General features: G+C 66.7%; 14 protein-coding genes and 5 tRNA genes. 16 read left to right on the top strand and 3 right to left on the bottom strand.

The features are described 5' to 3' along the window. Nucleotides 1–72 precede the first annotated feature (72 nt). The 3 genes from ACKN61_RS18685 to hemA all read right to left on the bottom strand — a co-directional run bounded on the left by ACKN61_RS18685 (nucleotide 73) and on the right by hemA (nucleotide 3,351). Nucleotides 73–531 carry a GNAT family N-acetyltransferase gene (locus ACKN61_RS18685; RefSeq protein ID WP_408950749.1) on the bottom strand — a complete coding sequence of 153 codons (459 nt, stop codon included), beginning with the start codon at nucleotides 529–531 and terminating at the stop codon, nucleotides 73–75. A 356-nt stretch (nucleotides 532–887) separates the two neighbouring features. Further along, complete coding sequence (prfA, locus tag ACKN61_RS18680; protein ID WP_408950748.1) at nucleotides 888–1,982, bottom strand: peptide chain release factor 1; 1,095 nt, start codon at nucleotides 1,980–1,982, stop codon at nucleotides 888–890. Nucleotides 1,983–2,046: 64 nt separating this feature from the next. Further along, nucleotides 2,047–3,351: a glutamyl-tRNA reductase gene (gene hemA, locus ACKN61_RS18675; protein ID WP_408950747.1), complete on the bottom strand. Its 1,305-nt coding sequence runs from the start codon at nucleotides 3,349–3,351 to the stop codon at nucleotides 2,047–2,049. A 371-nt stretch (nucleotides 3,352–3,722) separates the two neighbouring features. On the opposite strand from hemA, the gene ACKN61_RS18670 reads away from it, so the two are divergent. From ACKN61_RS18670 to rplK, 16 genes are all read left to right on the top strand, one after another. Further along, nucleotides 3,723–5,366, top strand: coding sequence for a tetratricopeptide repeat protein (locus ACKN61_RS18670; protein ID WP_408953859.1), 1,644 nt, complete (start codon nucleotides 3,723–3,725; stop codon nucleotides 5,364–5,366). 89 nt (nucleotides 5,367–5,455) lie between these two features. Then, entirely contained in the window at nucleotides 5,456–6,070 is a 615-nt protein-coding gene (gene lolB / locus ACKN61_RS18665) for a lipoprotein insertase outer membrane protein LolB (RefSeq protein WP_408950746.1), read from the top strand. A 64-nt stretch (nucleotides 6,071–6,134) separates the two neighbouring features. Next, nucleotides 6,135–7,064 carry a 4-(cytidine 5'-diphospho)-2-C-methyl-D-erythritol kinase gene (gene ispE / locus ACKN61_RS18660; protein WP_408950745.1) on the top strand — a complete coding sequence of 310 codons (930 nt, stop codon included), beginning with the start codon at nucleotides 6,135–6,137 and terminating at the stop codon, nucleotides 7,062–7,064. Beyond that, nucleotides 7,027–7,103: transfer RNA gene (locus tag ACKN61_RS18655), tRNA-Gln, on the top strand. The genes ispE and ACKN61_RS18655 overlap by 38 nt, the downstream gene beginning before the upstream one ends. Nucleotides 7,104–7,187: 84 nt before the next feature. Then, on the top strand, nucleotides 7,188–8,147 hold the full coding sequence (locus ACKN61_RS18650; RefSeq protein WP_408950744.1) for a ribose-phosphate diphosphokinase: 960 nt from the start codon (nucleotides 7,188–7,190) through the stop codon (nucleotides 8,145–8,147). A gap of 175 nt (nucleotides 8,148–8,322) precedes the next feature. Further along, complete coding sequence (locus ACKN61_RS18645; RefSeq protein ID WP_408950743.1) at nucleotides 8,323–8,982, top strand: 50S ribosomal protein L25/general stress protein Ctc; 660 nt, start codon at nucleotides 8,323–8,325, stop codon at nucleotides 8,980–8,982. 59 nt (nucleotides 8,983–9,041) lie between these two features. Further along, nucleotides 9,042–9,623 (top strand): aminoacyl-tRNA hydrolase, encoded by a 582-nt coding sequence (gene pth / locus ACKN61_RS18640; protein ID WP_408950742.1) that lies wholly within the window; start codon nucleotides 9,042–9,044, stop codon nucleotides 9,621–9,623. Between the two features lie 85 nt (nucleotides 9,624–9,708). Then, entirely contained in the window at nucleotides 9,709–10,800 is a 1,092-nt protein-coding gene (gene ychF, locus ACKN61_RS18635; protein ID WP_031373752.1) for a redox-regulated ATPase YchF, read from the top strand. A 127-nt stretch (nucleotides 10,801–10,927) separates the two neighbouring features. Then, nucleotides 10,928–11,013, top strand: a tRNA-Tyr gene (locus tag ACKN61_RS18630). Between the two features lie 160 nt (nucleotides 11,014–11,173). Further along, nucleotides 11,174–11,248, top strand: a tRNA-Gly gene (locus ACKN61_RS18625). A 94-nt stretch (nucleotides 11,249–11,342) separates the two neighbouring features. Further along, nucleotides 11,343–11,418, top strand: a tRNA-Thr gene (locus ACKN61_RS18620). A 72-nt stretch (nucleotides 11,419–11,490) separates the two neighbouring features. Then, complete coding sequence (gene tuf / locus ACKN61_RS18615; protein WP_031373753.1) at nucleotides 11,491–12,681, top strand: elongation factor Tu; 1,191 nt, start codon at nucleotides 11,491–11,493, stop codon at nucleotides 12,679–12,681. A 151-nt stretch (nucleotides 12,682–12,832) separates the two neighbouring features. Continuing rightward, a tRNA-Trp gene (locus tag ACKN61_RS18610) sits at nucleotides 12,833–12,908 on the top strand. Nucleotides 12,909–13,004: 96 nt separating this feature from the next. Next, nucleotides 13,005–13,382, top strand: a complete 378-nt coding sequence (gene secE, locus ACKN61_RS18605) for a preprotein translocase subunit SecE (protein WP_057918904.1) — start codon at nucleotides 13,005–13,007, stop codon at nucleotides 13,380–13,382. Between the two features lie 13 nt (nucleotides 13,383–13,395). Beyond that, nucleotides 13,396–13,971, top strand: a complete 576-nt coding sequence (gene nusG, locus ACKN61_RS18600; RefSeq protein WP_031373755.1) for a transcription termination/antitermination protein NusG — start codon at nucleotides 13,396–13,398, stop codon at nucleotides 13,969–13,971. Nucleotides 13,972–14,219: 248 nt separating this feature from the next. Next, on the top strand, nucleotides 14,220–14,648 hold the full coding sequence (gene rplK / locus ACKN61_RS18595; RefSeq protein WP_031373756.1) for a 50S ribosomal protein L11: 429 nt from the start codon (nucleotides 14,220–14,222) through the stop codon (nucleotides 14,646–14,648).

Here is a 14,648-nt window from a genome sequence, read left to right as displayed (position 1 = left end):
GTTCACGGCGCCGACCTCGCGACGAGGGCATTCGCGCCGGGTTCGGGCATGCAGCGGTTGCGCATGGCGCGATCAGGCCGCACTGAGCGGCAGGTGGTAGCGCTGGGTGCCGTCGTAGCGCTGCCAGCCCACGCCGTCGTACAAGGCCTGGGCGGTGAGGTTGTCGTGGTCGGTTTCCAGTTCCAGCCGCGCCGCGCCATCGGCGCGGGCGAAACCGGCGGCGGCGTCGAGCAAGGCCTGGGCGACGCCGCGCCGGCGTGCGGTCGGATCGACGAACAGATCGTTGAGCACCCACACGCGCGCGGCGCGGACCGAGGAGAAGGTCGGATACAACTGGGTGAAACCGGCGCCGTCGACGCCGTCGAGCGTGGCGAGCAGCACGACCGAGTCGCCGCGGCTCAGGCGTTCGCCGATGAAAGCGCGCGAGACGCTTTCGTCGCGGCGTTGGGTATAGAAGTGCCGGTAGTGATCGAACAGCGGAGCCAGCAGGTCGAGATCGTCGAGGGTTGCGCGGCGAACTGAGAGGCTCATGGCGGGCGATCCGACGGGGGAGGGCGGATTATGGCCGTTGAACGTGCGTGGCGTCATGACTGTGCGGCGCGACTTCGACGAATCGCGCAGCGGCGCACAAGGCGCGGGCATGGCGGAGGCTTTGGCTCAGGCGCTGTGCGCTATATGGCTCCATTCGGGCGCGGTGCGGCGGCGGTCGAATGCGGCGTTTCGATTCGGGTGGAGCGGTTTCGTCATGCAAGGCGGGCCCTCACCCTAACCCTCTCCCGCCAGCGGGAGTGGGGACGGTTTTGTCTCTACTGAGAGTTGCCGGGTCAAATGAGGTTCGCACTCGCTCCCTCTCCCGCTGGCCGGAGAGGGCTGGGGTGAGGGCCGCCTCAACCCGCCGACAAGCGCGCCAGTTCGTCGGCCTGATGCTCGTGGATCAGGCGCCCGATCAATCCGTCGAGATCGCCGGCGACGATGTTGGGCAGGTCGTACAGGGTCAGGCCTTCGACGCGGTGGTCGGTGATGCGGCCCTGCGGGAAGTTGTAGGTGCGGATGCGCTGGCTGCGGTCGCCGCTGCCGACCTGCAGGCGCCGATCCTGCGCCTGCGCGGCCGCGGCCTTCGCCGCCGCGGCGTCGGCGAGCATCGCCTGCAGCCGTTTGAGCGCCTTGTCGCGGTTGGCGTGCTGGCTGCGTTCGGTCTGGTTCTCGACCACCACGCCGCTGGGGATGTGGGTGATGCGGATCGCCGATTCGGTCTTGTTGACGTGCTGGCCGCCCGCGCCCGAAGAACGGAAGGTATCGACCTTCAGGTCGGCCGGGTTGATCTCGATCGGTTCGCCTTCCGGCTCGACCGCGATGATCGCCACCGTGGCCGCCGAAGTGTGGATGCGGCCCTGCGATTCGGTCTCGGGCACGCGCTGGACGCGGTGGGTGCCGGACTCGAACTTGAGCCTGGAATAGGCGCCGCGGCCTTCGACGCGGGCGATGATTTCCTTGTAGCCGCCGTGCTCGCCGGCATTGGACGATTCGATCTCGACTTTCCAGCCCTGGCGTTCGGCGTAGCGCGCATACATGCGGAACAGATCGCCGGCGAAGATCGCCGCTTCGTCGCCGCCGGTGCCGGCACGCACTTCCAGGTACAGGTCGCCTTCGTCGCGCGCGTCCTTCGGGATCAGGTGCGCCAGCAGTTCGACGTCGAGCTGTTCCAGGCGCGTCTGCGCGGCGGCGATTTCCTCGTCGGCGAGATCGCGCAGGTCTTTGTCGACTTGGGGATCATTGCGCATCGCTTCGGCGGCGGCCAGATCGGCCTTGGCGCGCGCTTCCTCGGCCAGCGCCACCGCGACCGGTTCGAGTTGGGCGAATTCGCGCGAGAGCTTGCGGAAGCGGTCGTTATCGCCGATCACGCCGGGGTCGGCGAGCAGGCGTTCGAGTTCTTCGCGGCGTTCGGCCAGGGCTTCGAGCTTGCGGCGCAGGGTGGGAGTCATTGGAGAGCCGGGAATAGGGAATCGGGAGTCGGGAGTCGGAAGCGCATGCGATCAGATCTGGTCGCTAACGGTCGCCCGACGAATCCGCTGTTTCGATTCCCGATTCCCCATTTCCGATTCCCGGCCCCACCGCCGGAAACAATTTGTCGGCCGCGCGCGCGAGTTCGGTATTGCCGCTCAACGCAGCTTCGCGCAGGGCCACGGTCGGGGCGTGCAGCAGGCGGTTGGTCAGGGTGTGGGCGAGGAAGTTCAGCACTTCCGCCGGGTCCTGCCCGGCGCCGAGTTGCTGGCGGGCTTTCGCCAGCACTTCTTCGCGCGCGGCCTCGCCATGGTCGCGCAGGCGCTTGATCGGTGCGGTGCGCGTGCTCGCGGCCAGCGTCTCGACGAAGCGGGCGACCTGCAGCTCGACGATGGCCTCGGCTTCGGTCGCGGCTTCGCGGCGGCTGCGGCGGTTGTCTTCGATCGCGCGTTCCAGGTCGTCGACGGTGTAGAGGAACACGTCTTTCAAACTGGCCACGTCGGCGGCGATGTCGCGCGGCACCGCCAGATCCAACAACAGCATCGGCCGGTGCTTGCGGGTAGCGAGCGCGGCGGCGACCTGGGCGCGGTGCAGGATCGGTTCGCGGCTGGCGGTCGCCGACAGCACGATGTCGGCCTCGCCCAGGTGGCGTTCGAGTTCGCTCAATGGCAGGGCCACGCCGCCGTGGCGGGTGGCGAGGTCCTGCGCGTGGGCGAGGGTGCGGTTGGCGATCAGCAGGCGCTTGGCCTTGGCCTGGACCAGATGCCGCGCCGCCAGTTCGACGGTTTCGCCGGCGCCGACCAGGAGCACGGTCGAGTCTTCCAGGCGTGCGAACGACTCCTGCGCCAGGCGCACCGCGGCCGAGGCGACCGACACCGGATTGGCGCCGATGCGGGTGTCGGTGCGCGCGCGCTTGGCGGTCGAGAAGGCCTGCTGGAACAGGCGGTCGAGCTGGCTGCCCAGGGTGCCGGCGGCGCGCGCGGTCGCCCAGGCGTCCTTGACCTGGCCGAGGATCTGCGGCTCGCCCAGCACCAGCGAATCGAGCCCGGTCGCGACCCGGAACAGGTGGCGCACGGCGTCGGCATCGCGATGACGATAGAGGTAGGCGTGCAGATCGCCGACGTCGTCCGGGTGCGTGGCCAACCAGTCGGCGAGGGCGCGGCCGTCGTCGTCGGCCACCGCATACAGCTCGGTGCGGTTGCAGGTCGACAGCAACGCCACTTCGCGTACCGGCGCGAGCGCGCGCAGGGCGTCGAGCGCGGCCGTGACGGTGTCGCCGGAAAACGCCACGCGCTCGCGCAGGCTGACCGGCGCGGTCTGATGGTTGATGCCTAGAACGAACAGACTCATCGGTGGGCGCGCTTCGATCCCGGGCGGCGGACGCAGTAAACCGCCGTCGCGGCGACGCAAAAAAGTTTCATGAGGCGGCGTGCGTCGCGGGACATCGGTTCAGGTGCTTGCGATAAGCTGCGGGCTGCTGAAGGCCGCCATTCTACCGGCCCACTGGTCCCCACGTGGTTCCCTACGATTCGATTTGCTCGATCGGTCCAATAGATGGCAACGATGACGGCAGCGACGACTCGGTCGAGGCCGCGCGGCGCGCCCACGCCGGCCTCGGTTCGCGCCGGCCCGCCGCGCCGCGGCGGGGCCTGCAAATCGCGGTTTTGGCCCTGGCCCTGGGCGGCTGGCTCGGCAGCGCCGCCGCCGAGCCGTCGACGCCGGTGTCGGCCGCCGCCCTGGCCACGGCCAAGTCCACGATCCAGGCGCGCGCCGCCAAGGACCCGACCGGGGCCTCGCTGGAATCGCTGCTGAGCGGCGAATTCGCCCTCCAGTCCGGCAAGCTGAACGAAGCCGCCGAGGCCTATCTCAAGGCGGCGCGCGCCGCCAACGACGTCGGCTTGGCCGAGCGCGCGACCAGCATCGCCGTGGTCGCCAAGCAGGACGCGCTGGCCGCCGAGGCCCTGGCGCTGTGGCGCAAGCTGGGCGGCAAGGGCACCTCGATCGGCGCCGCCGAAGCGACCCTGTCGCTGCGGCGCGGCGACGACCGCGCCGCATTGCGTCAGCTCAACGCTCTGATGGAGAACGATCCCGAGGCCGGCTGGCGCCAGGCCCTGATCGTGTTGACCAGCGGTTCCAAAGACCCGAAGCAGGCCGCGCGCGTGCTCGAGAAGCTCGTCGACGGCGGCAAGATCCCGTCCGGCAACCTGATGGCCTGGGTCGCGTTCGGCGGCCTGTCGCAGCGCCTGGACCAGCCCAAACTTACCGAACGCATCGTCGCCGAAGTGGTCGACCGCTTCCCCGGCGAGCCGCGCGTGGCCCTGTTGCGGGTGAGCCAGTTGCGCGAGTCGGGCAAGGACGACGAAGCCCGAAAAATGCTGCAGAGCATCGTCGCGCTGGCCGATCGCGACACCAATCTGCGCGCGCTGATCGCCGAGCAGTACGAAGCGCTCAACGATTTTCAGGCGGTCGCCGCGACCCTGGCGCGCGGCCCGCAGGACGAGCAGACCTATTCGCTGCGCGCGTCCTACCTGGCCCGCGCCGAAGACAAGCCGACCCTGACCAAGCTCTACGACGAGCTGCGCGAGAACGCAGCCAAGCCGGACCCTGCGCGGCGCCTGCTGCTGGGCCAGTTGGCCGAATTCCTCGAGCGTTACGAGGAAGCCCTGGGCTGGTACCAGGGTGTGCCTGCCGGGCAGCCGCGTTCGATCGCGCGCCTGCGCAGCAGCAACGTCCTGCACAAGCTCAAGCGCAACGACGAGGCCTACGCGAACCTGCGCGCGATCCAGTCCGACGCGTCGACCGGCGACGACGCCCGTCGCGATGCCTATATCGTCGAGGCCAATCTGCGCGGCGAGGACAAGAACGACACTGGCGAGAACGACGCGTTCGCGCGCGGCCTGGCGGCATTTCCGGACGAACCCGAGATCCTCTACGCCCGCGCCCTGAGCTGGGAGCGCCGCGACGACATCGCCCGCGCCGAGGCCGATTTCCGCCGCATCCTGGTCGCCGAGCCCGACAACATCGCGGCGCTCAACGCACTCGGCTACACCTTGGCCGACCGCACCACGCGCTTCCAGGAAGCGCTGGAATTGATCGAACGCGCGCGCAACGCCGAGCCCGACAACTACGCGATCGTCGACAGCTACGGCTGGGTGCTGTACCGCATTGGCCGCATCAAAGAAGCCGAAACCGAGCTGCGCCGGGCCCTGACCATGCAGAAGGACGCCGAAATCGCCGCCCATCTCGGCGAGGTGTTGTGGCAGAGCGGCCAGCGCGAGGAAGCCCGCAAATACTTCGAGCAGGCGCGCAAGATCGATCCCGACAACCGCTCGCTGTTGCGCGCGCTGAAGAAGCTCGGCCTGTGAGCGCGCGGTCGGTCGCTTCGCGTCTTAAGGCGCGCTCTATTTCGGCGCACCCTGTTTCGCGCCCGGCAAAGTCCGTCGCGGCCGCGGTATTGGTTTTGTTGCTGAGCGCCTGCGCCGGGCAGGGCGTCAGGCGCCCGCCGCCGGAAGTGTTGCCCACGGCGGTCGCGGCCGAGCGCGAAGCCGGGCGCATCGCCCGGGTCCGCGCCGGCGGCGAGTGGTCGCTGACCGGCCGCATCGCCGTGTCCAACGCCGGCAAGGGCGGCAGCGGCCGCATCGAATGGAGCCAGCGCGGCGAGCGCTACGAAGTCGCCCTCAGCGCGCCGGTCACCCGGCAGAGCTGGCGTCTCGCCGGCGGCCCCGGCGAAGCGCGTCTGGAAGGCCTCGAAGGCGGTCCGCGCGAAGGCGTCGACGCCGCGGCGGTGCTGCACGAGGCCACCGGCTGGGATATTCCGGTCGAGGCCCTGGCCGATTGGCTGCGCGCCTTGCCGGCCGCCGGCGCCGCCGCGCCGCGGATCGCCGCGGGGCCCGACGGCCGCCCGCTTTCGATCGAGCAGGCCGGCTGGAACATCGCCTACGAATGGCCGCTCACCGGCGACCTGCCGTCGCGGTTGGACGCGCGCCGCGGCGACGCCCGCGTGCGCCTGATCGTCGACCAGTGGCAGGGCGCGCAGACGGTGCAGGCGTCCGACGGCGCCGGCCGTTGATCCTGAGCGTTCAATCCCGCCCCTTAACGCCCGACCGATAACGCCCCCGAGCTGCGATCCGATCATGTCCGCCCCTTTCTCCGAGCCGACCGCTCCGATCGAGTCGAATTGGTCGACCTGGCCCGCCCCGGCCAAGCTGAACCTGTTCCTGCGCATCACCGGTCGCCGTGCCGACGGTTACCACCTGTTGCAGACCGTGTTCCGTCTGCTCGACTGGGGCGACACCATCCGCCTGCGCCCGCGCGCGGACGGTCGGGTGATCCGTCACGGCGCCTCGGTGGCCGGCGTGGCCGAGCACGACGACCTCACCGTGCGGGCTGCCTTGCTGCTACAGAAGGAGTCGAACAGCAGTCAAGGTGCCGACATCGTCATCGAAAAACGCATTCCGGCCGGCGGCGGGTTCGGCGGCGGGTCGTCGGATGCGGCAACCGTCTTGGTCGCTCTGGACGCTCTGTGGGGCACGAATCTCGGTGTGGACCGTCTAGCCGAACTCGGGCTGCGCCTGGGCGCTGACGTGCCAGTCTTCGTGCGTGGTGAGAATGCGTGGGCCGAAGGCGTCGGCGAGGTGCTGCGGCCGGTCGAGCTGGCGCCGGCCTGGTACGTGCTGGTCGACCCCGGCGTTCATGCGCCGACCGCGGCCTTGTTTCAATCGTCTGAATTGACGCGGGATGCCGCGCCCGCGACAATGTCGGACTTCGTTTCGGGTAAGCCGCTCGGGAATGCGTTCGAGCCGGTGTTGCGCAAGCGCGAAGCTGCCGTCGAGGCCGCCTTCGCCGCGTTGTCGCAGATCGGTTCGCCACGCCTGACCGGCTCTGGCAGCGGGTGTTTCGTCGAGTTCGCGCAGCGCGAATCCGCCGAGGCAGCGCTGGCGGAACTGCCTTCCGGCCTACGGGTCTGGACGGCGGGCGGTGCAGGGCGTTCCGCGCTGTGTGCCACGCTCGAGGCAAATCTTCCGCAGGGGCGTCGCCAAGAGGCCCAAGGCACCAGGTTTTGATCCTGGCATTCGTAGGTTCGAATCCTACCGCCCCTGCCATCGAATGCTGGGAGTTGGGAATCGTGGATTCCCCACTCCCCAATCATCACCAGCCGCCACGGTCAGAGCGAAGCGGAGAAGACAGTGCAAAACGATCGCAACCTGCTGGTATTCAGCGGTAATGCCAACCGTCCGCTTGCCGAAGCGGTATGCAAGGAACTCGGCATCCGGCTCGGCAAGGCCCTGGTCGGGCGCTTCTCCGACGGCGAAGTGCAGGTCGAGATCGAAGAGAACGTGCGTCGCCAGGAGGTGTTCGTCATTCAGTCGACGAACGCGCCGACCGCCGAGAACTTCATGGAGCTGCTGGTCCTGATCGACGCGCTCAAGCGCGCATCGGTGGCCAACGTGACCGCGGTGGTGCCGTACTTCGGCTACGCCCGCCAGGATCGCCGCCCGCGCTCCTCGCGCGTGCCGATCACCGCCAAGGTCGCGGCCAAGATGTTCGGCGCCGTCGGTGCCGACCGGGTGCTCACGGTCGATCTGCATGCCGACCAGATCCAGGGCTTCTTCGACATCCCGGTCGACAACGTCTACGCCTCGCCGCTGCTGCTCGCCGACATCTGGCGCGCGCACGGCACCGACAACCTGATCGTGGTTTCGCCCGACGTCGGCGGCGTGGTCCGCGCCCGCGCGATCGCCAAGCGCCTCGACGACGCCGACCTGGCGATCATCGACAAGCGCCGTCCGCGCGCCAACGTCGCCACGGTGATGAACATCATCGGCGACGTGTCCGGCAAGACCTGCGTGCTGGTCGATGACATCGTCGACACCGCCGGCACCCTGTGCGCCGCCGCGGCCGCGCTCAAGGCGCAGGGCGCGCTGAAAGTCGTCGCCTACTGCACCCACCCGGTGCTGTCGGGCGCGGCGATCGACAACGTAATGAAGTCGCAGTTGGACGAGCTGGTGGTGACCGACACCATCCCGCTGACCGCCGCGGCCCGCGCCACCGGCCGCATCCGCCAGCTCAGCGTCGCCGAGCTGCTGGCCGAAACGATCCGCCGCATCGCCTTCGGCGAGTCGGTCAGCTCGTTGTACGTGGATTGAAATCCGGGGTTGGGGATTCGGGATTAGGGATTCGTCGAAGCAAGAGCGGCATGACCGCCGTTGCGAATCTCAAATCCCGAATCCCCAATCCCAGCTCCAAAGGCTCATCTGGTCGCGGATGAGTCTCCAAATCGCCGCGAGGCGATCCTAACGCTGTAAAAGTGAGTAAACGACAATGTCCGAACACATCATCAAGGCCACTGGCCGCAACGTCGAGGGGAAGGGTGCGAGCCGCCGCCTGCGTCGTGCCGCCAGCATCCCGGCCATCATCTACGGCGGCAAGGCTACGCCGCAGCCGATCCAGCTCGATCACGAGAAAGTGTGGCTGGCCAGCCAGCACGAGTGGTTCTACTCCTCGATCCTGACCCTCGATGTCGACGGCAAGAGCGAGAGCGTGTTGCTGCGCGATATGCAGCGCCACCCGTACAAGCAGATCATCATGCACCTGGACTTCCAGCGCGTGGATGAGAACCAGGCCATCCGCGTCGCGGTGCCGCTGCACTTCCTCAACGAAGACAAGTCGCCGGCCGGCAAGGCTGCCGACGTCGTCGTGACCCACGAGCTCAACGAAGTCGAAATCAGCTGCCTGCCGAAGGACCTGCCGGAGTTCCTCGAGATCGACCTGTCCAAGCTCGCCGTCGGCGACATCGTCCACCTCTCGGAGCTCAAGCTGCCGAAGGGCGTCGAGATCCCCGAGCTGAAGCTGGGCAAGGAACACGACGTCGCCGTCGTGATCGCCAAGCACGGCAAGGAAGAGACCGAAGAAGCCGCCGAGGCGCCGGTCGCCGAAGTGCCGGCTGCCAAGGTCGCCAAGAAGGACGAAGACAAGAAGTGATCGTGGACCGGCGCGCCCTGATCGGCGCGCCGGTTTGCGTACACGGATAGTCTTACGCGATGGCAGATCTGCGCCTGATCGTCGGCCTCGGCAACCCGGGGTCGGAACACACCCGGACCCGGCACAATGCCGGGTTCTGGTTTGTGGACGCCCTGAACGAAAAGTTCGGCGGCCGGTTCGGTCTGGAGTCCAAGTTGTTCGGCGAAACCTCGAAGATCGAGATCGCCGGACGCCCGGTCTGGCTGCTCAAGCCGGCCACGTTCATGAACCTGTCGGGCAAGTCGGTCGCCGCGGCCCTGCGTTACTGGAAGATCGAGCCCGAAGAGGCGCTGCTGGCGCACGACGAGCTCGACCTCGCGCCCGGCACGGCCCGGCTCAAATTCGACGGCGGCCACGGCGGCCAGAACGGCTTGCGCGACACCATCCAACTGCTCGGTCACGGCAAGTTCCACCGCCTGCGCATCGGCATCGGCCACCCCGGCCACAAGGACAAGGTCACTCCCTGGGTGCTCGGACGTCCCGGCAAGGCCGACGAGGCGACCATCCTGCGCGCGATCGACGACGCCATCGAGGTCATGCCGCTGGCGGTGCAGGGCAACCTGATGGACGCCATGACCCGCCTGCACACGCCCCGTAATTAGGGATTCGGGATTGGGGATTCGCCAGGCCCCGCTGCCTGCGAGTCCCCAATCCCAAATCTCGAATCACGAATACCGGATCAAAGCCATGGGTATCAAATGCGGCATCGTCGGCCTGCCCAACGTGGGCAAGTCGACCCTTTTCAACGCCCTGACCAAGGCTGGGATCGCCGCGGCGAACTTCCCGTTCTGCACGATCGAGCCGAACGTCGGCGCCGTGCCGGTGCCGGATCCGCGCCTGAACGCGCTGGCCGAGATCGTCAAGCCGCAGAAGCTGCTGCCGACCGCGGTCGAATTCGTCGACATCGCCGGCCTGGTCGCCGGCGCCGCGAGCGGGCAGGGCCTGGGCAACAAGTTCCTCGCCCACATCCGCGAAGTCGACGCCATCACCCACGTGGTGCGCTGCTTCGAGAATCCGGACGTCATCCACGTCAACAACAAGGTCGACCCGATCGCCGATATCGAGACCATCGATACCGAGCTGGCCCTGGCCGACCTGGAAAGCGTCGAGAAGGCCTACCAGCGCGCCGAGCGCTCGGCCAAGACCGGCGACAAGGAAGCGATCGTGCGCAAGGAGGTCCTGGGCCGCGTGCGCGAGGGTCTGGACGCCGGCAAGCCGGCGCGCGCGCTGAGCCTGTCCGAGGACGACAAGGCCGCCCTGCGCGATCTGTTCCTGCTCACTCTGAAGCCGGTGATGTACGTCGCCAACGTGCTCGAGGACGGTTTCGAGAACAACCCGCACCTGGATGCGGTGCGCGAGCGCGCCAAGCTCGAGGGCGCCCAGGTCGTGCCGGTTTCGGCCGCGATCGAGGAAGAGCTGAGCCAGCTCGACGACGCCGACCGCGACACCTTCCTGGCCGACCTCGGCCTGGCCGAGCCCGGCCTCAACCGGGTCATCCGCGCCGGTTACGAGTTGCTGGGCCTGCAGACCTACTTCACCGCCGGGGTCAAGGAAGTGCGCGCCTGGACGGTCAAGGCCGGTTCGACCGCGCCGCAGGCCGCCGCGGTGATCCACACCGACTTCGAGAAGGGCTTCATCCGCGCCGAAACCATCTCCTACGACGATTTCATCAAGTACAAGGGCGAGGCCGGAGCCCGCGATGCCGGGCGTCTGCGCCTGGAAGGCAAGGAATATCGCGTCCAAGAGGGCGATGTACTGCACTTCCGGTTCAATGTCTGAGTACACTATGCGGCCGTTTCGGGGGCGCCTGGCAGCCGGTTCGGCCGGCGCGAGAAGATTCCGAAAAAAGTTGTACGAAAACGCGTTGACTTCCTGAAGAACGCGCGCCAGAATTACGGGCTCTTTTGGAGGGATACCCAAGCGGCCAACGGGGGCAGACTGTAAATCTGCTGGCTTACGCCTTCGGTGGTTCGAATCCACCTCCCTCCACCAGTTTCATCGCGACAGGCAACGGTTCGTCAGGTTTTTCGAGTTCGACGGCTTCTGGCGCGGCAGGCACTAGTGGAATCAAGCAACGACGATCTCGCTTTCAAGGATGTCGGCGATGCGGGTTTCAGATTAAAGTTCCAACGCTGTAATGGCTGTACGCGGCGCGGGAGTAGTTCAATGGTTAGAGCCTCAGCCTTCCAAGCTGATAATGCGGGTTCGAATCCCGTCTCCCGCTCCATTGAACGGCTTCGTCGGCGGTAAGGTTGAATTCGCCCGCGTCGGTCCCATTGCAGTAAAGCCCGCGCAGGCGGGTCGCAACACCCAGGTTTCACGCTCACGTAGCTCAGTCGGTAGAGCACCTCCTTGGTAAGGAGGAGGTCGAAGGTTCGATTCCTTTCGTGAGCACCATCCAAAGCAAGACAAGGCTGCTTTACCAACAGCCGCCGCGACATACAGACCCACAAACGAGAAGCGACAGCCATGGCTAAGGGTAAATTCGAGCGCACCAAGCCGCACGTGAACGTCGGCACGATCGGCCACGTTGACCACGGCAAGACGACGCTGACGGCGGCGCTGACGAAGGTGGGCGCCGAGCGTTTCGGTGGCGAGTTCAAGGCATACGACGCGATCGACGCGGCGCCGGAAGAAAAGGCGCGCGGCATCACGATCTCGACGGCGCACGTGGAATACGAATCGGCGACGCGTCACTACGCGCACGTCGATTGCCCGGGCCACGCCGACTACGTGAAGAACATGATCACGGGCGCCGCGCAGATGGACGGCGCGATTCTGGTGTGCTCGGCCGCTGACGGCCCGATGCCGCAGACCCGCGAACACATCCTGCTGTCGCGCCAGGTCGGCGTGCCGTACATCGTCGTGTTCCTGAACAAGGCCGACATGGTGGACGACGCCGAGCTGCTCGAGCTGGTCGAGATGGAAGTGCGCGAGCTGCTGAGCAAGTACGAGTTCCCGGGCGACGACACCCCGATCATCCACGGCTCGGCCCGTCTGGCGCTGGAAGGCGATCAGAGCGAAATCGGCGTGCCGTCGATCCTGCGTCTGGTCGAGGCGCTGGACAGCTTCATCCCGCAGCCGGAGCGCGATGTCGACAAGCCGTTCCTGATGCCGGTGGAAGACGTGTTCTCGATCTCGGGCCGCGGCACCGTGGTGACCGGCCGTATCGAGCGCGGCATCGTGAAGGTCGGTGACGAAATCGAAATCGTCGGTATCCGTCCGACCCAGAAGACGACGGTCACGGGCGTGGAAATGTTCCGCAAGCTGCTCGACCAGGGTCAGGCGGGCGACAACGCCGGTCTGCTGCTGCGCGGCACCAAGCGCGACGACGTCGAGCGCGGCCAGGTGCTGTGCAAGCCGGGTTCGATCAAGCCGCACACCGACTTCGAAGCCGAAGTCTATGTGCTGTCGAAGGACGAAGGCGGCCGTCACACCCCGTTCTTCAAGGGCTACCGTCCGCAGTTCTACTTCCGCACCACCGACATCACCGGCGCTTGCGAGCTGCCGGAGGGCGTCGAGATGGTGATGCCGGGCGACAACGTGAAGATGGTCGTCACGCTGATCAACCCGGTGGCGATGGACGAAGGCCTGCGCTTCGCGATCCGCGAAGGCGGCCGTACCGTCGGCGCCGGCGTCGTGGCCAAGATCATCAAGTAATTGCACCATCGCGGCGGTCGCAAGGCCGCCGCAAGCCGCGAACGGCGGGCCGGCAACCCGGTCCGCCTTCGTTGTTTAGTACACCTTGGAATATCCGCTCGATGCCGGGCCCGATTCGGGCGCTGAGTCGGGTAGAAGACTTCAAAGACGTACGCCAGTAGCTCAATTGGCAGAGCAGCGGTCTCCAAAACCGCAGGTTGGGGGTTCGAGTCCCTCCTGGCGTGCCACTCGATACCGAGCCGGCTCGGACGATCCGGCGACTGGAATGCATTGAAAGGGCCGCGCAGGGATGGGCGGGCTTTCGCGAGGGAATCGCCCCGAGAATGAACAGCAAGGCCGAACAACATAAATCCGGCGGCGCCGGTGATATCGCCAAATACGCGCTGGCGCTGCTGCTTGCGCTGGGCGGTGTGTTCGCCTACCTCTGGTTCGAGAACTGGAGCGGCCCGCTGCGTAGCGGCGTGGTCGTCGCCGGCCTGCTCGCCGGCGCGGTGGTGTTCATGTTTTCCACCAAGGGTGCACAGACCCGCGAATTCCTCTCGGAATCGCGTTTCGAGTTGCGCAAGGTGGTCTGGCCGACCCGCGAAGAAGCGCTCAAGACCACCTGGGTGGTCATGATCGCGGTCGCGATTCTCAGCCTCATCCTGTCCGGCTTCGATTATGTGATCCAGGCTGCGGTCAAGTTCCTGCTGTCGCGTTGAGGAGACGACCGACGTGAATTCGCAAGATAACAAGCGCTGGTACGTGGTACATGCGTATTCCGGCTTCGAAAAGTCCGTGGCGCAGGCGCTGCGCGACCGCATCGTCCGTTTCGAAATGCAGGACCGCTTCGGCGACGTCCTGGTGCCGACCGAAGAAGTCGTCGAAATGCGTTCCGGCCAGAAGCGCCGGTCCGAGCGTAAGTTCTTCCCGGGCTATGTCCTGGTGCAGATCGCCACGCACGACGAAGCCGGTATTCCGCGCATCGACAGCGAAAGCTGGCATCTGATCAAGGAAACCCCGAAGGTCATGGGTTTCATCGGCGGCACCGCCGATCGCCCCTTGCCGATCCAGGACCGCGAAGCGGACCGGATCCTGCAGCGCGTTCAGGAAGGCGTCGAAAAGCCGCGTCCGAAGGTGCTGTTCGAGCCGGGCGAAATGGTCCGCGTGGTCGATGGTCCGTTCGTCGATTTCAACGGCGTGGTCGAGGAAATCAACTACGAGAAGAGCCGCCTGCGCGTTGCAGTGCTGATCTTCGGCCGCTCGACCCCGGTCGAGCTGGAATTCGGGCAGGTCGAAAAGGCCACCTGAGCCCGGCCCCGGCCTGGCTGACCCCATCGAACGAGACCCGGCTTGCCGGGTCTCGTCGTGTCGTATTCCAAAAAACCTGATATAGTGCGCGGCTCACTGCCTAGATGCGGTGGCCCATTCATTCAGCTGCCCCCTCTGAAAAGGTCCGGGGCGGCTGTCTGCGCAAGTAAAACGCGATGCCGGAACGCGCGATTTCCGGCCCGATGGGGAGCCTGAGGTCCAGGCGCTAGCACCCGGAGAGCAGAGCAATGGCAAAGAAAGTAGTCGGTTACATCAAGCTGCAGGTGAAGGCCGGTCAGGCCAACCCCTCGCCGCCGGTCGGTCCTGCGCTGGGTCAGCGCGGCCTGAACATCATGGAGTTCTGCAAGGCGTTCAACGCCGCGACCTCCAAGCTCGAGCCGGGTCTGCCGACCCCGGTCATCATCACGGCCTACTCGGACCGTACCTTCACCTTCGTCACCAAGAGCACCCCGGCTTCGGTCCTGCTCAAGAAGGCCGCCGGCATCTCGTCGGGCTCCAAGCGCCCGAACACCGAGAAGGTGGGCAAGGTCACCCGTAAGCAGCTCGAAGACATCGCCAAGGCGAAGGAAGCGGATCTGACCGCGGCCGACCTGGAAGCGGCAGTGAAGACGATTGCGGGTTCGGCCCGCAGCATGGGTCTGGTGGTGGAGGGCTGA

This window comes from Lysobacter sp. Hz25 (genome assembly GCF_046097045.1).
GTDB lineage: Bacteria > Pseudomonadota > Gammaproteobacteria > Xanthomonadales > Xanthomonadaceae > Lysobacter > Lysobacter antibioticus_B.
This window is presented reverse-complemented; position numbering and strand designations above follow the sequence as displayed.

Coding starts and splice junctions, on each gene's coding strand:
- secE (WP_057918904.1), top strand. CDS start 13,005: ATGAACAGCAAGGCCGAACAACATAAATCCGGCGGCGCCGGTGATATC.
- ACKN61_RS18685 (WP_408950749.1), bottom strand. CDS start 531: ATGAGCCTCTCAGTTCGCCGCGCAACCCTCGACGATCTCGACCTGCTG.
- prfA (WP_408950748.1), bottom strand. CDS start 1,982: ATGACTCCCACCCTGCGCCGCAAGCTCGAAGCCCTGGCCGAACGCCGC.
- ACKN61_RS18645 (WP_408950743.1), top strand. CDS start 8,323: ATGTCCGAACACATCATCAAGGCCACTGGCCGCAACGTCGAGGGGAAG.
- ychF (WP_031373752.1), top strand. CDS start 9,709: ATGGGTATCAAATGCGGCATCGTCGGCCTGCCCAACGTGGGCAAGTCG.
- ispE (WP_408950745.1), top strand. CDS start 6,135: ATGTCCGCCCCTTTCTCCGAGCCGACCGCTCCGATCGAGTCGAATTGG.
- rplK (WP_031373756.1), top strand. CDS start 14,220: ATGGCAAAGAAAGTAGTCGGTTACATCAAGCTGCAGGTGAAGGCCGGT.
- pth (WP_408950742.1), top strand. CDS start 9,042: ATGGCAGATCTGCGCCTGATCGTCGGCCTCGGCAACCCGGGGTCGGAA.
- hemA (WP_408950747.1), bottom strand. CDS start 3,351: ATGAGTCTGTTCGTTCTAGGCATCAACCATCAGACCGCGCCGGTCAGC.
- tuf (WP_031373753.1), top strand. CDS start 11,491: ATGGCTAAGGGTAAATTCGAGCGCACCAAGCCGCACGTGAACGTCGGC.